Source organism: Mycobacterium shunyiense (genome assembly GCF_058270035.1).
Map to the genome: position 1 here is coordinate 46,550 of NZ_JBZDPT010000011.1, position 21,275 is coordinate 67,824.

Sequence of the window (21,275 nt, forward strand, 5' to 3'; positions counted from 1 at the left end):
CAAGCCCCGCCACCCCAGGCGCTCACAGCCGGGCCCGGGCGGACCGCAACCGCGTCAGGCTGCGGTCGGCCCCCAGCAGTTCCATGGATTCGAACAGCGGCGGGCTGATCGTGGCGCCCGTGACGGCGACGCGGATCGGCCCGAACGCCTTCCGTGGCTTGAGCTCCAGACCGTCCAGAAGGGCCTCCTTGAGCGCAGCCTCGATGTTGGCGGTGTTCCACTCCCCGACCGCCTCCAGCGCGCTCAGAGCGGCATCCAGGACCGGTGCGGCCTCCTCGCGCAGTTCCTTGGCAGCGGCCTTCTCGTCGATCTCGTAGGAGCCGTCGTCGAAGAACTTCAGCAGCCCCCACGCATCGCCGAGGACGACGATGCGCGTCTGGACCAGCGCGGCCGCTTCGGCGAATGCGGCGTCGTCCAAACCTGTGTCGTGGCCATGGGCTTCGAAGTACGCATGCAGCCGAGCCGTGAAGTCCTCGACCGTCAGCAGCCGGATGTGCTCGGCGTTGATCGCGTCGGCCTTCTTCTGGTCGAACCGCGCCGGGTTGGAGTTGACGTTGACGACGTCGAACGCGGCCACCATCTCCTCGAGGCTGAACACGTCGTGATCGTCGGCGATGCCCCAGCCCAGCAGCGCCAGGTAGTTCAGCAGACCCTCCGGCAGGAAGCCGCGATCACGGTGCAAGAACAGATTGGACTGCGGATCCCGCTTGGACAGCTTCTTGTTGCCCTCGCCGAGAACACTTGGCAAATGAGCGAATTCAGGCACCCGCTCAGCCACGCCGATCCGCATCAGCGCCCGGTACAGCGCGATCTGACGCGGCGTCGAGGGCATGATGTCCTCGCCGCGCAGCACGTGGGTGATCTTCATCATCGCGTCGTCGACCGGGTTTACCAAGGTGTACAACGGATCTCCGTTGGCGCGGGTGATCGCGAAATCGGGCACCGAACCCGCCGGGAAGCTCACCGGCCCGCGCACCAGATCGGTCCAGCCGAGGTCCTCGTCGGGCATCCGCAGGCGCAACACGGGCTTGCGGCCTTCGTCGACGAATACCTTGCGCTGCTCGTCGGTCAGGTCCCGGTCGTAGTTGTCGTACCCGAGTTTGGGATTGCGTCCGGCCGCCACGTGCCGCGCCTCGACCTCTTCCGGCGTCGAATATGCCGCGTAGACCTCACCGGCCTCGAGCAGGCGGTTGATCACGTCACGGTAGATCTCGCTGCGCTGCGACTGCCGGTACGGCTCGTAGGGGCCGCCGACCTCGGGGCCCTCGTCCCAGTCCAGCCCGAGCCAGCGCAACGCGTCGAGGATCGCGGCGTAGCTCTCGGCACTGTCACGCGCGGCATCGGTGTCCTCGATGCGGAAGACGAACGTTCCGCCGGTGTGCCGGGCGTAGGCCCAGTTGAACAGCGCGGTACGCACCAACCCGACGTGCGGTGTGCCGGTCGGGGACGGACAGAACCTCACGCGGACCGGACGAGAGGGAGATGTCATCACTTGCCTCTATTTCTGCTTACGCACAACGGGATTGGTGAGGGTGCCGATGCCCTCGACGGTGACGCTCACGGTGTCCCCGTCTTCGATCGGACCGACCCCCTCCGGGGTTCCGGTCAGGATCAGATCACCGGGTAGCAGCGTCATCACGGCCGAGACCCATTCAACGATGGCACCGATGTCGTGGATCATCAGCGAGGTTCGGCTGCGCTGCCGCACTACGCCGTTCACCTCGGTGCGAATCTCCAGATCGGACGGATCGAGGTCGTTGACGATCCACGGGCCCACCGGACAGAAGGTGTCGTGCCCCTTGGCCCGCATCCACTGACCGTCCTTGGCCTGCTGGTCGCGCGCCGAGATGTCGTTGGCAATGGTGTAGCCCAGGATGTTCTCGGCGGCGCGCGCAGCGGGGACGTCCTTGCACGGCCGCCCGATCACGATCGCCAGCTCCCCCTCGTGGTGAACGGGGTTGGCATCGGCCGGCAACTGGATCGGCACATTGGGGCCGATGATCGCGGTGTTGGGCTTGAGGAAGATCACCGGATCCTCGGGCGCCGCACCGCCCATCTCCGCGGCGTGAGCCTCGTAGTTCTTGCCCATGCAGATGACCTTGCTGGCCAGGATGGGTGCCAACAGGCGGACGTCGGCCAGTGGCCAGCTCCGCCCGGTGAAGTTGGGGTTACCGAACGGATGCTCGGCGATCTCTTTGCAGACGGCATCTGCACCGTCGCCTTCGACACTGACGAAAGCGACGCCGTCGGGACTGGCGATTCGACCTAAGCGCATTTTGACCAGGGTAGTGCGCAGTGTCTTACGACCAGCGCTGACGCCTCCGGTCGGCTTCCGTCAGTGCCCGTCGAACAGCGCGGCGAGGAACGGCGTGGAGTCCGGAACCGAGGCCAGCACGGTGCCCGAGTGATCCTCGTCGGGATAAACCTTCAATGTGACGTCCTGACCGTTGGCGCGTAGCTGATCGGCGAGCTGCTGCGACATGTTCGGCGGAACATCGCGGTCCAAGAGCCCGACGCCGAGGAAGATCGGCCGGTCGTAGCCGCTGGTCGGTGTCCCCATGTAGGCGTCGAGACCTTCCGGAACGCCGGGCCGGGTGGCCAACGGCGCGCTGAAGTACGCCGTCGGTGTCATACCGGCCAGCTGCTGATCGAGATCCGGCTTGCACAGCGTCTCGGCCTTGTTGACCGCGTCCAGTCCGGCGGGGGTGAGCACGCTGTCGATGTCGAGATCGGGGCGCGCCTCACGCAGTCCGGCGAGGATGTAGCCGGTGTAGCTGTTGGCCGCGGGTCCCAGATTCGGCGGCAGCAACATATCGGGCCCGGACTGTTCGACGATTCCCTGGACGTTGAACGGTGTTCCGGTGGCCACCACGCCGCGGTAGTCCAGACCCGTCCCCCGGCTGAATTCGGTGGCCCAACGCGCACTGTTGACCGCGGCCCCGCCGCCCTGGGACTGACCGACGATGGCCCATTTCGGTGACAACGGCAGGTCCATGTGGTGCATGGCGATCACCGAGTCGACGACGCTGTGGGCGGTGGCCACGCTGTTGAGATAGCTCATCAGCCCGGGGGTGCCGAGTCCGGCGTAATCGGAGCCGACGACGGCGTAGCCCTGGTCGAGCCAGTGCGTGAGGTATTCGGCATCCCGCGCGCTGCGGGGCTGCGCCGACGGTGCGCAATCGTCACCGAGTCCCACCGTGCCGTGCGCCCACGCGATGGTCGGCCAGCCGCCGTCGGGTGCCTGGCCGTGCGGGATGAACACCACAGCGGTACTGACTGCGGCTGCATCATGCTGGTCGACAGTCGAATACAGGATGCGGTAGGCACTCGCCGCGCCCGGTACCGACAGCGCCGGGTCCAACGGAACCGTCTCGATCAGGGTGCCTGCCACCGGAATCGGTGCGTCATAGTGCCGGGCATCCAGGCCCGACCAGTCCGGTGCGACTGCCGCCACCGCCGTCGGCGCCGTCAAGAATCCACACGTCAGCAGAGCGGTGACCGCAAACCACATCTTCACGGTCACAGCCTAGGACAGTCCGAACGCCTCTCATATATTGGGATATCAGTTCAATATTTTGGGACATCCGTGAAACGATGCAGACATGCCGGTTTCGTCGATCAGCACATTTCGCCGTTGGTCGATGTTGGTGATCGCGCTGACTGCGACCACATGTGCCAACGTGTTCATCAACGGCGCGGCATTTCTCATCCCCACCCTGCACGCCGAGCGAGGCCTGGATCTGGCGCAGGCCGGTCTGCTGTCGTCGATGCCGAGCTTCGGATTGGTGGTCACGCTGATCGCCTGGGGCTACGTCGTCGACCGGGTCGGTGAACGGATCGTGCTGACGGTGGGCTCGGCCCTGACCGCCGCGGCGGCGTTCGGAGCGGCCGCCGCGCATTCCCTGGTGGCCGTCGGCGTGTTCCTGCTACTGGGCGGAATGGCCGCGGCCAGCAGCAATTCGGCGAGTGGGCGGGTCGTGGTCGGCTGGTTCCCACCCGACCAGCGTGGCCTGGCCATGGGAATCCGTCAGACGGCAACGCCTCTGGGTGTCGGACTGGGCGCGTTGGTCATTCCGCGCCTGGCTGAATCCCACGGTGTGGCAACCGCTTTGCTGTTTCCGGCGGTCGTATGCGTGCTGTCCGCGGTGATCTGCGCTGTGGGCGTGCTGGATCCGCCACGGCCACCCCGTCACGAAGCACCGGCCGAACACCTCGCCAACCCGTATCGCGGTTCAAACGTGTTGTGGCGCATCCACGCAGTGTCGGTTCTGCTGGTCGTTCCCCAGGGCCTGGTGTGGACCTTCACCCTGGTGTGGCTGATGAGCGATCGGGGTTGGTCTGCGGCCTCGGCGGGCACGCTGGTGACCATCGCCCAATTGCTGGGCGCGGCAGGACGAATCGCCGCGGGCCGCTGGTCCGATGTGATCGGACAACGGCTGCGTCCCATCCGCACCATCGCGTTGGCGGCGGCAGCGACGATGGGGCTGCTGGCGCTCACCGACTGGCTGGGCTCCCCGATCAGTGTCGCCCTGATCGTGATCGCCTCGGTGATCACGGTGTCCGACAACGGTTTGGCGTTCACGGCAATCGCGGAGATCGCCGGCCCGTTCTGGAGTGGGCGCGCACTCGGTACTCAGAACACCAGCCAGCACCTGGCCACCGCCAGCTCTGCGCCGTTGTTCGGCGCGCTGATCGGTGTGGCCGGATACCCCGCGGCTTTCGCGGTGTGCGCATTGTTGCCGTTGCTGGCGGTGCCACTGGTTCCGGCCGATGAGCGCTCGCGCGAAGAGCATTAGGCCCAGGATCCGGTGCGCAAAGAACCGTAGGGCAGCGGGTCTCGGCCGACATACGCTGCACTGATGAGATCGGGCATACCCACTCGAGTAGGTGCGGCGAGCCGGCCGGCCAGAACTCGCCGTGTCGTATCCGCACTCTTGGCGTTCGCACTGGCAACAAACGCATGTCAGGTGCACGACCAGCCGTCGAGCCCGCCGTCTCCAACCGCCCTGCCGGAGACTCACGGCCCGTTGATCGCCTACACCGTGCCGAGAGCCACCCCCTGGTTCGACTCGGGAGACGTGGGTTTCGTGCTGACTGAAGGCTCGAATCCCATTGCCACCTGGATAAAACAAGTTGGTGCGTCCCGGTTCGCGGGCCTGAGCGGACCTGCCTTCACTACCGACGGAACCTATGCCTTCGCGCAGTACGCCGATGAGCAGGCTGGGCGCTATCCCTACGCCGGCGGCGACATGCACGCCGAGCTGGTGTGGATAGATGTGGCAAGCCGTCAAACTCACGAGGTGGCCATTCCGGCTCAGTCTCGCACCGACTCTCAACGGCCGAGTCGACCCGGCGTCCCGTATCCGTTGCAGGGCAGCACAATCGTCTGGCAGGCCCCGCCGACAGCGGACGCTCCCGACGGTCAGGTAACCCTGATGCAGTTGGACCTCAGCCGGCCGAGCCCGACGCCCAGTGTGTTGCGCACCGTTCAATTACCGCCACGAACGCCCGAGCAACAGGCGGTACCCGCCGAAACCCAGGACTTCACCGGAAACGTGATCGGCGCAAGCCATGGACGGGTGGCCATCGTCAAGAAGTACGGCTCGGACAGGTTCACCCAGGCCGATCGCCTGTTCCTCGTCGATGCCGACGGCACCGTCCGCGATGTCGCGCACCAACCGACCACGCAGTGGATATCTGCGGTCTTCAGCCCCGACGGCACCAGATTCGCCTACGAAACCGGTGCCATCGACAAGACCGGCTCCTGCGACCGACACCAGGTCACAGTGTTCGACTCCGCCACCGGCCACCAAGCTGCCGGATTTCCACCGGGGCCCTTCGATGCGACCCCCGGGCCCTACTTCTATGGCAATCAGAGCGGCGCGGTGTGGTGGACATCCGACGGGAGGCTGCGGGCCACCGCGGGTGCCGAGCAGTGTCCGACGAATCGGTCCGAGCCCACGTCGGACAGCGGCGTGTGGGAGCTGAACGGCGGCCAGTGGACACAAGTCGCGCCGTCGGGAACCTACCGCGACTACCCGCTGCCCGACGGAGACGCGGTGATCGTCGCGAAGGTGCCCCGACCGCCCGATGAGCGGCAGGCCAACCAACCGCCTACCGTCACAAGCTTGTTCATCCGCGAGGGCGATCAGCGCGTCCACATCGCCGATGTCGACGCCACCAGCGTCGCCGTTGCACCGGCCCAGCCCTGACCGCGCACAACCGAACTCATTGATCGGGCGCGCTCATGTCCCCTGTCCCCGGGATTCCGTCGGCAAGTCCGTACCGCAGATGCACGATGCCGTTCGGGCTGGCGACCGGCGGTTGCAGCAGTGTGACGTTGGTGGGCACCGCGCCACCGTCGAACACCTTCTTCCCCGCACCCAGCATGATCGGGTGCACCCACAGGTCGAGGCGATCAAAGAGCTTCTCGCGCAAGAGCGTCTGGACCAGATTCAGGCTGCCGACGACCTTCACATGCTCATGCCGATCCCGGATCTCACGCACGGCGGCACCCAGGTCCGCGCCCAACTGTTGGGAACCGGCCCACGCGAGGTCAGGTGTGCCGCGGGAGGCGACGTACTTGGGGATGCTGTTGAACAGCGTGCCGAAGTCATCCGTCTGGTGTGGCCAGTAGGCGGCGAAGATGTCGTACGTCCGGCGCCCGAGCAGGAGAGCATCGGTGCCCTCGTATGCAGCGCCGACCTGTGCACCCGACACCTCGTCGATCAATGGCGCCTGCCAGCCGCCGAACGAGAACCCCTCGGGGTCCTCGTCAGGCCCGCCCGGCGCCTGCGCGACGAGGTCGAGGGTCGCGAACAGTTCGATGTCGATGAGTCCCATGCCCGTATAGACCGACCGGCGCCCAAAGACTCATCGCCTCGGTGATCGACTCTGCGTCCAGGGCGCGAATGTGCGAGTGACCCGCGCCCTCAGCGCAGAGTCGGTGCCGTGTCAGACCGGGGACGCAGCATCAACGCCGCGGCCAGAAAGCACAACGCCCCGATGAAGGTGCCGAAATTGGCGAGCCGCTCGTCGACTGTCACGCCGGTCTTGCGAACGAATGCGGCGAGCGCGGAAACCCCGAACGCCACACAACCCATCATGTTGATCCACGCGGCCTGCCAGCCAACGGATTTCGGTGACCACGCGCCGACCGCCAGCACTGCGAGCACGCCGCTGAGCAGGAAGGCCAGTGAGCCGGTCGCGTCGGGGGCCCAGACGAACCGGCGCTCGGCCAGTACCGCGTGGGCCCAGACCGACGCGCCGGTGCTGAGGTTGAACAAGAGGGTCCCGGCGAATTGCGTGGCCGCCGACCACCAGTCGAGTCCGCGTCCGGCGAGCACGAGCTGGATGCCCGCGGCCGTAGTGAAAAACCACGAGCCGACGAAGCACAGCGTGTTCGTCACGCCCGCACCGGCCAAGGCAGGGAAACCCGGCACGGTGGCGGCCGCGAAGAACGACGATCCGATGGCGAACAGCCAACACTGCCTCGTCAGGGTGGCGAAGCGGGCAGTCACCGCCGACTCAGCGCAGAATCACCGGCTACAGCAGCGACAGGATCCGCTCGCCGACCTCGCTGGTCGAGAGCTTCGCGTCACCGCGGGTGGCCAGGTGCTCACCGACCGCCTTGTCGACCCGCGCGGCGGCGTCGGTCTCACCGATGTGCGTGAGCAGCAGCGCCACACTCATCACCGCGGCGGTCGGATCGGCGATCCCCTGCCCGGCGATGTCGGGTGCACTGCCGTGCACCGGCTCGAACATCGACGGGTTCGTGCCCGTCGCATCGATATTGCCCGAGGCGGCCAGGCCGATACCGCCGGAGACCGCGGCCGCCAGATCGGTGATGATGTCGCCGAACAGGTTGTCGGTGACGATCACGTCGAACCGGCCGGGATCGGTGACCATGTGGATGGTGGCCGCATCGATGTGCTGGTAAGCCGTCTCGACGTCCGGGTACTCCGTACCGATCTCGTCGACGGTGCGCTTCCACAGCGAGCCGGCGAACGCCAGCACGTTGTTCTTGTGCACCAGAGTCAGGTGTTTGCGTCGCGCGCGGGCTTTCTCGAACGCATAACGCACCACGCGCTCCACGCCGAACCGGGTGTTGGTGGACACCTCGGTGGCAACCTCGTGCGGGGTGCCCACCCGGATCGCGCCGCCGGTGCCGGTGTAGGGACCTTCGGTGCCCTCGCGCACCACCACGAAGTCGATCTCCGGGTTGCCGGCCAAGGGACTGGAAACCCCGGCGAACAACTTCGACGGCCGCAGGTTCACGTGGTGGTCCAACGCAAACCGCATGTTGAGCAGCAACCCGCGTTCGAGCACACCACTGGGGACCGACGGATCGCCGATGGCGCCCAACAGGATTGCGTCATAGCCCTTGAGCTCCTCGACGAATCCCTCGGGCAGGGTCTCCCCCGTCGCGTGGTAACGCCGCGCGCCCAGGTCGTATTCGGTCCGGTCCACGCCGGGCAGCACCGCGTCGAGCACCTTCAGCGCCTCGGCGATGACTTCCGGACCGATGCCGTCACCGGCGATTACAGCGAGTTTCATGACAGGTCGACCACTTCCAGCGTCGTGGCGTCAACGGCAGCGGCAAGCGCGGAACGCACATCCTCTGGCACGTCGGTGTCCAGCCGCAGCATCACGATGGCACTGTCGCCGTCGACGTCCTGGCTCAGCTGCGCGGCCAGGATGTTGACGTTCGCCCCACCCAGCAGGGTGCCGATCTTGCCCAGGGCGCCCGGCTGATCGTTGTAGTGGACGATGAGGTTGTAGCCCTCGGCGCGCAGGTCGAAGTTGCGGCCGTTGATCTGGACGATCTTCTCGACCAGCTGCGGCCCCGACAGGGTGCCCGCGACGTTCACCGCGCTGCCGTCGGCGTGCACGACGCGCACATCGACCACGCTGCGGTGGTTGGGGCTCTCGGTGGCAGTGCTGATCTCGGAGGCCACGCCGCGGTCGGCGGCCAGCGTCGGAGCGTTGACGAACGTGACCTGCTCGTCGACCACCGCGGAGAACAGCCCACGCAGCGCCGACAGCCGCAGGATCTCGACATCCTCCGACGCCAGCTCGCCGCGCGCCTGGACGGTGAGCGACACCGGGGCCGCATCGGACAGGGCACCGGCCAGCAGACCGAGCTTGCGCACCAGGTCCAGCCAGGGCGCCACCTCTTCGCCGACGGCGCCGCCGCCCACGTTGACCGCGTCCGGCACGAATTCGCCGGCAAGGGCGAGCTTCACGCTGGCGGCCACATCGGTACCGGCCCGGTCCTGCGCCTCGGCGGTCGAGGCACCCAGGTGCGGGGTCACGACGACCTGCGGCAGCTCGAACAGCGGGCTGTCGGTGCACGGTTCGGTCGAGAACACGTCCAGACCGGCGGCACGCACGTGGCCGCTCGTGATGGCATCGGCCAGGGCCTGCTCATCGATCAGACCACCGCGGGCGGCGTTGACGATGATGACGCCCGGCTTGGTCTTGGCCAGGTTGTCCTTGCCGAGCAGGCCGGCGGTCTCCTTGGTCTTGGGCAGGTGCACCGAGATGAAGTCGGCTCGGCCGAGCAGCTCCTCCAGCGGCAGCAACTCGATACCGAGCTGGGCGGCGCGGGCCTGCGAGACGTAGGGGTCGTACGCCACGATGTGGGCGCCGAAGGCGGCCAGGCGCTGGGCGACCAGCTGACCGATGCGGCCGAGACCGACGACACCGACGGTCTTGTCGAAGATCTCGACGCCCGAGAACGACGACCGCTTCCAGGTGTGTTCCCGCAGCGTTGCGTCGGCGGCGGGGATCTGTCGCGCCGTGGACAGCAGCAGGGCCAGGGCGTGCTCGGCGGCACTGTGGATGTTGGAGGTCGGTGCGTTGACGACGAGCACCCCGCGGGCGGTCGCGGCGTCGACGTCGACGTTGTCCAGGCCGACACCGGCGCGGGCGACGATCTTGAGTTTGGGGGCCGCGGCGATGACCTCGGCGTCCACCGTGGTGGCGGAACGCACCAGCAGCGCGTCGGCTTCCGGCACGGCAGCGAGCAGCTTCTCGCGGTCCGGACCGTCGACCCACCTGACCTCTACCTGGTCACCGAGAGCGGCGACGGTCGATTCCGCGAGCTTGTCGGCAATCAAAACAACGGGGAGACTCACGCGGACAGCCTAGTGTGTGCGCCCTACCACAGCCGAACCGCGTGCGGTGTACTGATGGGCGTGGACGTCACAATCGTCGGCAGCGGCCCCAACGGCCTGTCCGCCGCGGTCATCTGTGCCCGGGCCGGACTGGCCGTACGCGTCATCGAAGCGCAACCCACCCCGGGCGGTGGGGCACGCACCATGCCGGACCCGGAATATCCCGGAGTCAGCCACGACATCTGTTCAGCGGTGCACCCGCTGGCGTTGGCGTCGCCGTTCTTCGCCGCCTACGACCTGACCGCCCGCGGGGTGCAACTGGCGGTCCCCGAGATTTCCTACGCCAGCCCGTTGCAGCACCGCCCGGCGGCGATCGGTTACCGCGACATCGAGCGCACGTGCTCCGAACTGGACCACGGAGATTCGTGGCGACGGCTGCTCGGTCCGCTGGCTGCCGAGTGCGATGACGTGGTGGGCCTGATCCTCGGCGACAAGCGGTCGCTACCGCCGTCGCTGACCGCGGCCGCGCGTGTCGCGCCCCGATTGCTCGCCCAAGGCACCCCGTTGTGGCGCACACTGACGGGCGAAGATGCCCGTGCGTTGTTCAGTGGTGTTGCGGCACACACGATCTCGACGATGCCGTCACTGGTATCGGGTGGCGCTGGTCTGATGCTGGCGACGCTGGGACATGCTGTGGGATGGCCGATCCCGATCGGCGGATCCCAGGCGATACCGGATGCGCTGATCGCCGATCTCACCGCGCACGGCGGCGAACTCGTCCTCGGACACGAGGTCACTGAACCACCGTCGGGCGTGGTCATCTACGACACCGCACCGACCGCGCTGCTGTCGATCTACGGCAAGGCCCTGCCGCCTCGCTATGCGCGGGCGTTGAGCCGCTACCGCTACGGACCGGGAGTGGCGAAGGTCGATTTCGTGCTGAGCGGCGAGATCCCTTGGCGTGACCCGTGTCTGGCCCAGGCGCCGACCCTGCACCTGGGTGGCAGCCGGGCACAGATGGCACTGGCCGAGTCCGAGATCGCCGCGGGCCGCCACGCCGAGTGGCCGATGGTGCTGGGCGCGCTCCCCCACGTCGCCGACGCATCCCGCATCGATGACGCCGACCGGCGCCCGCTGTGGACCTATGTCCACGTACCCAACAATTCGACGCGGGACATGGCCACGGTGGTCACCGACATCTTCGAACGATTCGCCCCGGGCTTCCGCGATCTGGTGGTCGGGGTCCGCAGCGTGCCCGCGTCGCGGATGGACGAGCACAACGCCAACCTGGTCGGCGGCGATATCGGTGTGGGGGGCAACAACATGGCCAGCGCGCTGCTGGGGCCCACTCCACGGTTCGACCCGTGGACCACCCCGATCCCCAAGGCCTACCTGTGCTCGTCGGCCACTCCGCCGGGTGGTGGCGTGCACGGGATGGCCGGGTTCTACGCCGCCCGCACCGTGCTCAAACGCGAGTTCGGTATGCGGGATCTGCCTAAGCTGGCACCATGACCACTCCTGCACCCAAGGTCGCCGTCATCTACTACTCCGCGACCGGCCACGGCACGCACATGGCTCAGCGGGTCACCGCCACCGCCGAGGCCGCAGGTGCCGAGGTGCGGTTGCGGCCCGTCGCCGAGACCGCCGATCCAGAGTCCTTCGCTCACAATCCGGCCTGGACCGCGAATTACGAAGCCACCAAGGATCAACCGAGCGCCACCGGTGACGACATCGTCTGGGCAGACGCGGTGATCTTCGGCTCCCCCACCCGATTCGGTTCTGTCGCTTCGCAATTGCGCGCATTCCTCGATTCGCTCGGCGGCCTGTGGTCACAAGGCAAGCTCGCCGACAAGGTCTACGCCGGGTTCACCTCGACCAACACCGCGCATGGCGGGCAGGAGACCACGCTGCTGACGCTCTACGTGACGTTGATGCACTGGGGCGGGATCATCGTCCCGCCGGGCTACACCGATCCGCTCAAATTCGTCGACGGCAACCCGTACGGCGCCAGCCTGCTGGCCAACCACGACAACATCAGCGAGTTCGACGACACCACCTACGACGCGCTGGATCACCTTGCCCGGCGGGTCGTCAGTGTGGCGGCGCGACTGGGTTCGTAGCCGCCGACGGCTGGGGCCGGGAAAACTGCTGCGCTGCAGCACTGCCGAGGCCGCTTAGATTTGATGCGTGAACTTTGGGGGCGTCGCACGGTTGGTGGGATCAGTCCCACACCTGGATCCGGTCATGAAGTTGTTCGCGGTGGGCGACCTGGAGCTCTATCACGTGAGCCCGCCGCTGCACGGGTACAACGTCGTCGCCGCCGCGCAGACGATGTGGGCCATGCGAGCGCAGTGCATCTACCCGGACGGCCGCATCGAGCCGCCGGAGCCCGACGACCCGGTGTCGACCGAGCTGTTCGGCGTCGTCGGTGAGGGCCTGCAGATCGACAGCACCGAGAAGCTTCCCGGCAGCGCCGAAGGTAGAAATGTGGCCCGCACGCTCGCGGCGATCGGCTACCGAATCGTCTAGAAACGCCGAAAGGCCAGTTACTGCACGCTTTTAGTGATTCGCGTGCAATAACTGGCCAGTGAACGCAGCAGTTATGCCGTTTCGGTGATCGGCCGGTCGACCCAGCTCATCAGGTCGCGCAGCTTCTTGCCGGTGACCTCGATCGGGTGCTCGGCGTTGGCCTTGCGAAGACCTTCGAGCTCCTTGTTGCCGCCCTCGACGTTGGCGACCAGGCGCTTGACGAAGGTGCCGTCCTGGATGTCGGTCAGGATGTCGCGCATGCGCTGCTTGGTGTCGGCGTCGATGACCCGCGGACCCGACAGGTAGCCGCCGAACTCCGCGGTGTCGGACACCGAGTAGTTCATGCGGGCGATGCCGCCCTCGTACATCAGGTCGACGATGAGCTTGAGCTCGTGCAGCACCTCGAAGTAGGCCATCTCCGGGGCGTAGCCCGCCTCGACCATGACCTCGAAGCCGGCCTTGACCAGCTCTTCGGTGCCACCGCAGAGCACGGCCTGCTCGCCGAACAGGTCGGTCTCGGTCTCTTCCTTGAAGGTGGTCTTGATGACGCCGGCGCGGGCACCGCCGATCGCGGCGGCGTACGAGAGCGCCAGGGCCTGGCCCTCGCCCTTCGGGTCCTGGTCGACGGCGATCAGGCAGGGCACACCCTTGCCGTCGACGAACTGGCGACGCACCAGGTGGCCGGGCCCCTTGGGGGCGACCATGCCGACGGTGACGTTGGCCGGAGCCTTGATCAGACCGAAGTGGATGTTGAGGCCGTGGCCGAAGAACAGCGCGTTGCCGTCCTCAAGGTTGGGCTCGATGTCGTTCTTGAAGATCTCGGCCTGCGCGGTGTCGGGCGCGAGCACCATGATCACGTCGGCCCACTTGGCGACCTCTGCGGGGGTGCCGACCTCGAGGCCCTGCTCTTCGACCTTGACGCGGGACTTCGAGCCCTCTTTCAGGCCGACCTTGACCTGGACACCCGAATCGCGCAGCGACAGCGAATGCGCGTGCCCCTGGCTGCCGTAGCCGATGACGGCGACCTTGCGACCCTGGATGATCGACAGGTCCGCGTCGGCGTCGTAAAACATCTCAACTGCCATGCGAAATTTTCCTTCTCTTTCTAGCTCTACAGCCGACTAACGCTACTTGACGTGCTTACTTCACTGCGCTGATACCACGGGGTCCGCGCGAGACCGACACCATGCCGGACTGTGCGATCTCACGGATACCGTAGGGCTCCAGGACCCGCAGCAGGGCCTCCAGCTTTTCCGAGGTCCCGGTGGCCTCGACGGTCAGGGACTCGGTCGAAACGTCAACCACCTTGGCGCGGAACAGGTTCACCGCTTCGATGACCTGACCGCGGTTGCTCGCGTCGGCGCGCACCTTGATCAGGGCGAGTTCGCGGGAGACCGAGCTGTCGTCCTCCTGCTCGACGATCTTGATCACATTGACCAGCTTGTTGAGCTGCTTGGTGATTTGCTCCAGCGGCGATTCCTCGACACTGACGACGATCGTCATCCGCGACATGTGCTTCTGCTCGGTGGCACCCACAGCCAGGGACTGGATGTTGTAGCCACGACGGGAGAACAGTGTGGCCACCCGGGCGAGGACACCGGGTTTGTCCTCGACCAGCACCGAAAGCGTGTGGGTGGGCGTGGTGTTGCTCATCAGGCGTGCCCCTCGGCGTCGTTTTCGTCGAACAGCGGCCGGATGTCCCGAGCTGCCATGATCTCGTCGTTGCTGGTGCCGGCGGCGACCATCGGCCACACCTGCGCATCGGCACCGACGATGAAGTCGATGACCACCGGGCGGTCGTTGATCGCCCGGGCCTGGTTGATGACGTCCTCGACGTCCTCGGCCCGCTCGCAGCGCAGCCCGACGCAGCCCAGCGCCTCGGCCAGCTTGACGAAGTCCGGGATCCGACGCGAGTGCGTGGCCAGATCGGTCTGGCTGTAGCGCTGGTCGTAGAACAGCGTCTGCCACTGCCGCACCATGCCCAGGTTGCCGTTGTTGATCAACGCCACCTTGATCGGTGCGCCCTCGATGGCACAGGTGGCCAGCTCCTGGTTGGTCATCTGGAAGCAGCCGTCACCGTCGATGGCCCACACCTCGGCCTCGGGGCGGGCGAACTTGGCGCCCATGGCCGCCGGGACGGCGAAGCCCATGGTGCCAAGGCCACCGGAGTTCAGCCACGTCTTGGGGTTCTCGTACTTGACGAACTGCGCGGCCCACATCTGGTGCTGGCCGACCCCGGCGACATAGACCGCCTCGGGTCCGGCGATCTGACCCAGCTTCTCGATGACGTACTCGGGGCTGAGGCTGCCATCGCTCTGCGGGCCGTAGCTCAGCGGGTAGGTCGACTTCAGTCCGGACAGGTACTCCCACCAGCCGTCCAATTTCAATGCGGCACTGGTCGTTCCATCGCGGCGCAGCACCTCGATCAGATCGGTGATGACGGCCTTCACGTCACCCACGATGGGGACGTCGGCGTGCCGGTTCTTGCCGATCTCGGCGGGGTCGATGTCGGCGTGGATCACCTTCGCCTCAGGGGCGAACGAGGACAGCTGACCGGTGACCCGGTCGTCGAACCGAGTGCCAAGAGCGATCAGCAGGTCGCTCTTCTGCAACGCACCCACCGCGGCCACGGTGCCGTGCATGCCCGGCATCCCCAGGTGCTGCGGGTGGCTGTCCGGGAACGCGCCGCGGGCCATGAGCGTGGTGACGACCGGGATGCCGGTCAGCTCGGCCAGCTCGAGCAGTTCAGCGCTGGCCTCACCACGGATCACACCACCACCGACGTAGAGCACCGGCTTGTGCGCCGCGGCGATCAGCTTGGCGGCCTCACGCACCTGGCGGCTGTGCGGCTTGGTGTTCGGCTTGTACCCGGGCAGGTCCATCTGCGGCGGCCAGGAGAAGGTGCACTGGGCCTGCAGGATGTCCTTGGGAACGTCGACGAGCACCGCGCCCGGGCGCCCCGAGCTGGCGATGTAGAAGGCCTCGGCCATCACCTGGGCGATGTCGTCACCGTTGCGCACCAGGAAGTTGTGCTTGGTGATCGGCATGGTCATGCCGGTGATGTCGGCTTCCTGGAAGGCGTCGGTGCCGATCAGGCTGCGGCCCACCTGCCCGGTGATGGCCACCACGGGGATGGAGTCCATCTGGGCGTCGGCCAGCGGGGTGATCAGGTTGGTCGCGCCGGGGCCGGAGGTAGCCATCATCACGCCGACCTTGCCCGTGGCGTGGGCATAGCCGCTGGCGGCGTGGCCGGCGCCCTGCTCATGGCGGACCAGCACGTGGCGCAGCTTCTGCGAGTCGAACAGCGGATCGTAGACCGGCAGCACGGCGCCACCGGGGATCCCGAAGACGACGTCGACGCCGAGCTCTTCCAGCGACCGGACGACCGCCTGGGCGCCGGTGAGCTGCTGCGGTGCAACCCGGTTGGGCTGTCCCGAATCTGATTTGGCGGTGGTTGCGCCGTTGGCAGGCGCGGTTCCCGACCGGGCTGGCGGTCGCGTTGTCGGTGCGCTCACGATGTCCTCTTCACGGTCTGCTTCACATTCCTCTTCAGGAAGTTTCAATTTTTCATTGATTACGGCGCGCTTGTGGGCAAATAAAAAACCCCCGTCAGCCGGTAGCTGTACGAGGGTGGCGCGTCGATGCGGTTGGCTATGCCCGGCAGAGGGCCAGCGCGGCATCAACGCGCCAACCAATTACTACGAGCAATCCGGGGTTCTGCATAGCACCCGACGGTAGCTGCCGTACAGGTTAAAGGTCAAATTGGTTCCGCTGAGCGCCGGACGCCCGGTGACGCCGGCGGGGCCGCCCGCCGGGTGGTGCAAGGATGAACCTGTGAGCGCACGATCGGCAACCGCCCCTGTCGTAATCCGGATATCGCCCATGGCGCACCTGGCAGTCGGATTCCTGACGCTCGGCCTGCTGACGCTGGTCCTGAGCAATCCGACCTGGTTCTCGGTGCTGCTGGTGATCCCGATTGCGTTGTCGGCGGCCATCATTCGGTACCGCACGACCGCCGATGCCGACACCGTCACAGCGCGGTCGCTGACGCGCAGCCGCACCGTGTCGTGGACCGAGATCAAGGGATTGCGGTTCGACCGGTCCTCTTGGGCGATCGCAGATTTGAGCGACGGTACGGACCTGCGCCTGCCTGCCGTGACGTTCGCAACACTGCCGTTGCTCACCGAGGTGAGCGGCGGCCGCGTACCGAATCCGTACGCCTGACGGTTCAAACGACGTTCAGCGCCGCCTCAACCCAGCGGGTTGCCGCCGTTGAGCAACACCCAGATGGCGATGCCGCCGGCCACGCCGAGCACCAGGGCCACGAAGGAACCCACGAAGGGGCGTCGGGCCCAGCCGCGGCCGGCGTCGAATCCGTAGCGGCCCGGCCCGGTCAGGATGATCGCGGCTGCGGCGACGACGACGATCATCCGGTATTCGGTGCCGTCGGTGATGACTTCCGCGAGGCGGGCCTGCTCATGCGCCGCCATCGCGGTGGCCAGCACCCCGTTGATCAGGTAGGCCAGTGCGCCGGCCGCCGCGATCGGGGTGAACAACCCGAGGACCAGCAGCACACCTGCGGCGATCTGCCCGCCGGTGGCGGCATAGGTCAGGATGTCGGCGTTCTTGAAGCCCATCTCGTCCAGCGACGAGTTGAACCCGTCCAGCCCTGGGCCGCCCCACCAGCCGAAGGCCTTCTGCAGGCCGTGGATGATCATCAGCCCGCCCAGCGCGACGCGCAGGATCAGCAGGCCGAGGTCCTGGGTGCCGCGTCGGCCGGCCGCCCGGACCCGGTCGTCGATGAAGTCGTCGCGTTCGATCTCGGCCGGTTCGGCTGAGAACGGGGCCATGGGGGCCGGCCCGCCGGATTGCACGTACGGCAGTGGCTCGGGGTCGGAGACCAGGCTGAATGCGGACTGGTCGCCGGCTTTCGAATCGTAGCGGGGAATGGCGGTGGTCTCGAAGTCGCCGCCGTAGTTTTCCGACGGCAGGTCGTCTTCGGGGTCGACCAGGCTGGCCCCGGCCGGCCTGGCGGAATCGTCCGAGTAACCCGGTCGTTGCCAGGCTTGTGGGTCCTGTGGGTGGCTGGTCACAGCTGCCAGGGTAAGTGCAAGTTCGGTCCGATCCGGGTATTTACCCCGGCGCTTCCGCCTGGTATCGACCTGCTACGGATCCGACGCGCGGTCCCGACGTGGCGCGCACCGCCGAGCGATCCGTAATCTGGCGGCATGAAATCGCGCCGGCTGATGGGGGTGGCCGCCGTTCTGTGTGCCGCGATGCTTGTCGGGTCGGGCTGTGCCCGGTTCGACGCGGCCCAGTCCGAACCTTTCACCACCGAGCCCAAGATGGCACCGGGGCCGACCACCACACCACCGCCGCCGCCGCCGCTGCCGGCCAAGCCGTTCCCCAAGGAATGCAAGGCGACAGGTGTCATGCAGGGCTGCCTCGACAGCACCAGCGGTCTGATCATGCTGCCCGACAGCCAGTCAGCCCTGGTCGCCGAGCGGCTCACCGGCGCGGTCAAGCAGGTGTCGGTGAAGGCCGAGCCGAAGGTCAAGGTGACGATCCCCGTCGATCCGTCCGGCGACGGCGGACTGATGGACATCGTGCTGTCGCCGACCTACGGCCAGGACCGTCTGATGTACGCCTATGTCAGCACTCCGACGGACAACCGCGTGATCCGCATCGCCGACGGCGACGTGCCGAAACCCATCCTCACCGGCATTCCGAAGGGTGCCACCGGCAACATGGGGGCGCTGACGTTCACAAGCAAGACCACCCTGCTGGTGCAGACGGGCGATGCGGGCGACCCGGCATTGGCCGCCGATCCCGCATCGCTGGCAGGCAAGGTACTGCGCATCGAACAGCCCACCACCGTCAACCAGGCCCCGGTCACCACAGCGCTCAGCGGCCTGGGTGGCGCGGGCGGAATGTGTGTCGATTCGTCGGACGGCTCGCTCTACGTCACCGACCGCACCCCGAGCGCCGATCGACTGCAGCGCATCACCAAGGATTCTAATATTTCCACGGTGTGGACCTGGCCGGACCGGCCGGGCGTCGCCGGGTGCGCCGCCTTGGAGGGCACGGTGTTGGTGAACCTGGTCAACGTCAAGAAGACCGTCGCCGTACGCCTGGCGCCCGATACCGGCGCGGTCACCGGTGACCCGGAGGTGGTCCGGGAGAACGTGCGCGGTCATGCCTGGGCGTTGCAGCTCTCCCCCGACGGCAACGTGTGGGGCGCAACCGTGAACCGGACCGCCGGAGATGCCGAGAACTTCGACGACGTCGTCTTCCCGCTCTTCCCGCAGGGCGGCGGCTTCCCGCGCAGCAATGCTGACAACACCTAGGACACAAGACATTTCGGCCTAGATCGACTCCCCGGCCCGGACCGGGACCGGCAGCGTCAATCGGCTGATATGAATACAACGCCCACAATGTGCCCTTAGAAATGGTTCGCCTATCACGTACCATTACCCGGGTGCCTGACCGCCAGCGCCGCAGATACGCACCGCGGCTACCGCGTGAAGAGCGGCGCGAGCAACTGCTGGACGCAGCTTTGACGGTGCTCCACGATTGCCCCCTGCACGAGCTGACCATGGAGGGGGTCGCTGAGGCCGGTGGCGTCGGCAAACCCGTTCTCTATACCGCGTTTCGGACCCGCACCGAACTGGTGGCTGCGTTGCTCGTCCGGGAGCACCAGCGGGGCCTGAGCCAGGTCCTGACCACCCTGCCCGAGAATCTGTCGGTAACCGGACCGGCAGATGCCTACACGGCGACGGTCACCGGTTTCCTACGCTGCGTGCTGGAGAATCCGGCCCGCTGGCGGCTCATCCTCACCGAACCCGACACCGCGCCGCGGGATGTCCACGCAGCGGTCCGCAACGCCCGCAACCAGATCCTCGCGGAGCTCAAGCAAATGGCAAAGGCGGGCATAGCCGTGGATCCCCGGCTGTCCGCACTGGATCCCGAGCTTCTCGGCCACACCTTGCTGTCGTTCGCGGAGATGCTCGGCCGCCTCGCCGTGCACGACCCGGCCAGCTACCCACGCGAACGGCTCGAGCAATATGCCGCCGCCGCGATGACGATGTTCGCCGGCGCCGTCAAGTAACGCGCGGTTACCCGCTCTGGCCGCAAGCGGCCAGCACCAGCTCGCGTACCCGGGCCGCGTCGGCAGAACCCTTGGTCGCCTTCATCACCGCACCGACAATCGCCCCGGCGGCCTGGACCTTGCCACCGCGGATCTTGTCCGCGACGTCGGGCTGAGCCTCGAGCGCTTTATCAACGGCAGCCTGGATCACCGAGTCGTCGCGCACGAGCGCCAGCCCACGGTCGGCCATCACCTGCTCGGGTTCGCCCTCGCCGGCCAACACTCCCTCGATGACCTGTCGGGCCAGTTTGTTGGACAGCTTGCCCTCGTCGACGAGCTTGACCACGACGGCCACCTGGGCCGGGGTGATCGGCAATGTCTCGAGCTCGACCTCGGATTCGTTCGCCTTCTGCACCAGGAAGTTGCCCCACCAGGCGCGGGCGGCCTCGCTGGAGGCGCCGTGGGAGACGGTGGCTGCCACCAACTCCACCGCACCGGCGTTGACCAGGTCACGCATCACCTCGTCGGAGATGCCCCAGTCCTGCTGAATCCGCTTGCGCGCCAACCACGGCAGCTCGGGGATGGTCTGACGCAGGCGTTCGACGAGCGCTGCGTCGGGGGCGACAGGCTCGAGGTCGGGCTCGGGGAAGTACCGGTAGTCCTGCGCGGTCTCCTTGCTGCGGCCCGGAGAGGTGTAGCCGTCCTCGTGGAAATGCCGCGTCTCCTGGGTGACCGTGCCACCGGAATTGAGAACCGCTGCCTGGCGGCGCATCTCATACCGGACGGCGACCTCGACGCTCTTGAGCGAGTTCACGTTCTTGGTCTCGGTACGGGTGCCGAACTCGGTGGCCCCGACCGGCTTCAGTGACAGGTTCGAGTCGCACCGCATCGACCCCTGATCCATCCGGACATCCGATACACCCAAGCCACGCAACAGATCTCGCAGCGCGGTCACATAGGCGCGGGCGATCTCCGGTGCCCGTGCCCCGGTGCCCTCGATCGGCCTGGTGACAATCTCGATCAACGGAACACCGGCACGGTTGAAATCGGCGAGCGAGGTCGTCGCACCCGCGATACGGCCGGTGTCGCTACCCAGATGGGTCAGCTTGCCGGTGTCCTCCTCCATGTGCGCACGCTCGATCTCGACGCGGAAGGTGGTGCCATCGTCGAGCGGCACGTCGAGGTATCCGTCGATCGCGATCGGCTCGTCGTACTGCGAGATCTGGTAGTTCTTCGGCTGGTCGGGGTAGAAGTAGTTCTTCCGAGCGAACCGGCCCCACGGCGCGATGTCGCAGTTGAGCGCGAGGCCGATCCGGATCGCCGACTCGACCGCCGCCTCGTTGAGCACCGGCAGCGACCCGGGCAGCCCCAGGCACACCGGGCAGACCAGGGTGTTCGGCTCGGCACCGAACCGGTTGGCGCAGCCGCAGAACATCTTGGTGGCCGTGGACAGCTCGACGTGAACCTCCATACCCATCACGGGCTCATAGGTGGCGATGACGTCGTCGTAGTCAACGAGTTCGGCGGTAGCGACAGACATG

The 21,275-nt window shown here is 66.9% G+C and carries 20 protein-coding genes; 8 read left to right on the plus strand and 12 right to left on the minus strand.

Annotated features, from left to right (window positions below):
- Positions 1-22: 22 nt before the first annotated feature.
- Genes gltX through AC4ELS_RS09000 form a run of 3 tightly spaced genes read right to left on the minus strand, consistent with a single transcriptional unit; the run spans position 23 to position 3,511 of the window.
- Positions 23-1,489, minus strand: a complete 1,467-nt coding sequence (gene gltX / locus AC4ELS_RS08990) for a glutamate--tRNA ligase (protein WP_499046815.1) — start codon at positions 1,487-1,489, stop codon at positions 23-25.
- Positions 1,490-1,498: 9 nt separating this feature from the next.
- Entirely contained in the window at positions 1,499-2,275 is a 777-nt protein-coding gene (locus AC4ELS_RS08995) for a fumarylacetoacetate hydrolase family protein (RefSeq protein ID WP_064881896.1), read from the minus strand.
- 60 nt (positions 2,276-2,335) lie between these two features.
- Positions 2,336-3,511, minus strand: a complete 1,176-nt coding sequence (locus AC4ELS_RS09000; protein ID WP_499047002.1) for an alpha/beta hydrolase family protein — start codon at positions 3,509-3,511, stop codon at positions 2,336-2,338.
- A gap of 91 nt (positions 3,512-3,602) precedes the next feature.
- Between AC4ELS_RS09000 and AC4ELS_RS09005 the strand changes: the two genes are divergently transcribed.
- Both AC4ELS_RS09005 and AC4ELS_RS09010 read left to right on the plus strand, forming a co-directional pair.
- Complete coding sequence (locus tag AC4ELS_RS09005) at positions 3,603-4,796, plus strand: MFS transporter (protein ID WP_499046818.1); 1,194 nt, start codon at positions 3,603-3,605, stop codon at positions 4,794-4,796.
- Positions 4,797-5,087: 291 nt separating this feature from the next.
- A complete protein-coding gene (locus tag AC4ELS_RS09010) occupies positions 5,088-6,212 on the plus strand; it encodes a hypothetical protein (protein WP_499046821.1) in 1,125 nt (374 codons plus the stop codon).
- Positions 6,213-6,228: 16 nt separating this feature from the next.
- Here the strand turns inward: AC4ELS_RS09010 and AC4ELS_RS09015 are convergent, their stop codons facing one another.
- The 4 genes from AC4ELS_RS09015 to serA all read right to left on the minus strand — a co-directional run bounded on the left by AC4ELS_RS09015 (position 6,229) and on the right by serA (position 10,139).
- Positions 6,229-6,843: a dihydrofolate reductase family protein gene (locus AC4ELS_RS09015; protein ID WP_064960693.1), complete on the minus strand. Its 615-nt coding sequence runs from the start codon at positions 6,841-6,843 to the stop codon at positions 6,229-6,231.
- 89 nt (positions 6,844-6,932) lie between these two features.
- Entirely contained in the window at positions 6,933-7,520 is a 588-nt protein-coding gene (locus AC4ELS_RS09020) for a hypothetical protein (protein WP_499046823.1), read from the minus strand.
- Between the two features lie 25 nt (positions 7,521-7,545).
- Positions 7,546-8,556, minus strand: a complete 1,011-nt coding sequence (locus tag AC4ELS_RS09025) for a 3-isopropylmalate dehydrogenase (RefSeq protein ID WP_064881904.1) — start codon at positions 8,554-8,556, stop codon at positions 7,546-7,548.
- Complete coding sequence (gene serA, locus AC4ELS_RS09030; protein ID WP_064881906.1) at positions 8,553-10,139, minus strand: phosphoglycerate dehydrogenase; 1,587 nt, start codon at positions 10,137-10,139, stop codon at positions 8,553-8,555. The genes AC4ELS_RS09025 and serA overlap by 4 nt, the downstream gene beginning before the upstream one ends.
- Positions 10,140-10,199: 60 nt before the next feature.
- Here serA and AC4ELS_RS09035 point away from each other — a divergent pair, with 60 nt between their 5' ends.
- The 3 genes from AC4ELS_RS09035 (at position 10,200) to AC4ELS_RS09045 (ending at position 12,647) form a co-directional block, all read left to right on the plus strand.
- Positions 10,200-11,630, plus strand: a complete 1,431-nt coding sequence (locus AC4ELS_RS09035) for a phytoene desaturase family protein (RefSeq protein WP_499046825.1) — start codon at positions 10,200-10,202, stop codon at positions 11,628-11,630.
- Positions 11,627-12,238, plus strand: a complete 612-nt coding sequence (gene wrbA / locus AC4ELS_RS09040; RefSeq protein ID WP_064881909.1) for an NAD(P)H:quinone oxidoreductase — start codon at positions 11,627-11,629, stop codon at positions 12,236-12,238. Before AC4ELS_RS09035 ends, wrbA begins: the two co-directional genes overlap by 4 nt.
- A gap of 67 nt (positions 12,239-12,305) precedes the next feature.
- The gene (locus tag AC4ELS_RS09045; RefSeq protein ID WP_448446903.1) at positions 12,306-12,647 is read left to right on the plus strand and encodes a hypothetical protein; all 342 of its coding nucleotides are present in this window, start codon (positions 12,306-12,308) and stop codon (positions 12,645-12,647) included.
- A 71-nt stretch (positions 12,648-12,718) separates the two neighbouring features.
- Here AC4ELS_RS09045 and ilvC read toward each other — a convergent pair whose 3' ends face one another.
- From ilvC to AC4ELS_RS09060, 3 genes are read right to left on the minus strand one after another with little or no spacing between them, the layout of a single operon-like run.
- Positions 12,719-13,732: a ketol-acid reductoisomerase gene (gene ilvC, locus AC4ELS_RS09050; RefSeq protein WP_064881915.1), complete on the minus strand. Its 1,014-nt coding sequence runs from the start codon at positions 13,730-13,732 to the stop codon at positions 12,719-12,721.
- A gap of 55 nt (positions 13,733-13,787) precedes the next feature.
- Positions 13,788-14,300, minus strand: a complete 513-nt coding sequence (gene ilvN, locus AC4ELS_RS09055; RefSeq protein WP_055112725.1) for an acetolactate synthase small subunit — start codon at positions 14,298-14,300, stop codon at positions 13,788-13,790.
- Complete coding sequence (locus AC4ELS_RS09060; protein WP_064931348.1) at positions 14,300-16,162, minus strand: acetolactate synthase large subunit; 1,863 nt, start codon at positions 16,160-16,162, stop codon at positions 14,300-14,302. Before AC4ELS_RS09060 ends, ilvN begins: the two co-directional genes overlap by 1 nt.
- Positions 16,163-16,529: 367 nt before the next feature.
- Between AC4ELS_RS09060 and AC4ELS_RS09065 the strand changes: the two genes are divergently transcribed.
- Entirely contained in the window at positions 16,530-16,871 is a 342-nt protein-coding gene (locus tag AC4ELS_RS09065; protein WP_064881916.1) for a PH domain-containing protein, read from the plus strand.
- Positions 16,872-16,897: 26 nt separating this feature from the next.
- Here the strand turns inward: AC4ELS_RS09065 and AC4ELS_RS09070 are convergent, their stop codons facing one another.
- On the minus strand, positions 16,898-17,740 hold the full coding sequence (locus AC4ELS_RS09070) for a DoxX family protein (RefSeq protein WP_064881917.1): 843 nt from the start codon (positions 17,738-17,740) through the stop codon (positions 16,898-16,900).
- 135 nt (positions 17,741-17,875) lie between these two features.
- Here AC4ELS_RS09070 and AC4ELS_RS09075 point away from each other — a divergent pair, with 135 nt between their 5' ends.
- Both AC4ELS_RS09075 and AC4ELS_RS09080 read left to right on the plus strand, forming a co-directional pair.
- Positions 17,876-18,994: a PQQ-dependent sugar dehydrogenase gene (locus tag AC4ELS_RS09075; RefSeq protein ID WP_499046829.1), complete on the plus strand. Its 1,119-nt coding sequence runs from the start codon at positions 17,876-17,878 to the stop codon at positions 18,992-18,994.
- Positions 18,995-19,095: 101 nt separating this feature from the next.
- Positions 19,096-19,755, plus strand: a complete 660-nt coding sequence (locus tag AC4ELS_RS09080; RefSeq protein WP_064960699.1) for a TetR/AcrR family transcriptional regulator — start codon at positions 19,096-19,098, stop codon at positions 19,753-19,755.
- A 7-nt stretch (positions 19,756-19,762) separates the two neighbouring features.
- On the opposite strand, the gene gatB is transcribed toward AC4ELS_RS09080, so the two are convergent.
- On the minus strand, positions 19,763-21,274 hold the full coding sequence (gene gatB / locus AC4ELS_RS09085) for an Asp-tRNA(Asn)/Glu-tRNA(Gln) amidotransferase subunit GatB (RefSeq protein WP_448446908.1): 1,512 nt from the start codon (positions 21,272-21,274) through the stop codon (positions 19,763-19,765).
- Position 21,275 lies beyond the last annotated feature (1 nt).

Coding starts and splice junctions, on each gene's coding strand:
- AC4ELS_RS09065 (WP_064881916.1), top strand. CDS start 16,530: ATGGCGCACCTGGCAGTCGGATTCCTGACGCTCGGCCTGCTGACGCTG.
- AC4ELS_RS09005 (WP_499046818.1), top strand. CDS start 3,603: ATGCCGGTTTCGTCGATCAGCACATTTCGCCGTTGGTCGATGTTGGTG.
- AC4ELS_RS09015 (WP_064960693.1), bottom strand. CDS start 6,843: ATGGGACTCATCGACATCGAACTGTTCGCGACCCTCGACCTCGTCGCG.
- AC4ELS_RS09000 (WP_499047002.1), bottom strand. CDS start 3,511: ATGTGGTTTGCGGTCACCGCTCTGCTGACGTGTGGATTCTTGACGGCG.
- AC4ELS_RS08995 (WP_064881896.1), bottom strand. CDS start 2,275: ATGCGCTTAGGTCGAATCGCCAGTCCCGACGGCGTCGCTTTCGTCAGT.
- wrbA (WP_064881909.1), top strand. CDS start 11,627: ATGACCACTCCTGCACCCAAGGTCGCCGTCATCTACTACTCCGCGACC.
- AC4ELS_RS09080 (WP_064960699.1), top strand. CDS start 19,096: ATGGTTCGCCTATCACGTACCATTACCCGGGTGCCTGACCGCCAGCGC.
- AC4ELS_RS09075 (WP_499046829.1), top strand. CDS start 17,876: ATGAAATCGCGCCGGCTGATGGGGGTGGCCGCCGTTCTGTGTGCCGCG.
- AC4ELS_RS09025 (WP_064881904.1), bottom strand. CDS start 8,556: ATGAAACTCGCTGTAATCGCCGGTGACGGCATCGGTCCGGAAGTCATC.
- gltX (WP_499046815.1), bottom strand. CDS start 1,489: ATGACATCTCCCTCTCGTCCGGTCCGCGTGAGGTTCTGTCCGTCCCCG.
- gatB (WP_448446908.1), bottom strand. CDS start 21,274: ATGTCTGTCGCTACCGCCGAACTCGTTGACTACGACGACGTCATCGCC.
- ilvC (WP_064881915.1), bottom strand. CDS start 13,732: ATGGCAGTTGAGATGTTTTACGACGCCGACGCGGACCTGTCGATCATC.
- ilvN (WP_055112725.1), bottom strand. CDS start 14,300: ATGAGCAACACCACGCCCACCCACACGCTTTCGGTGCTGGTCGAGGAC.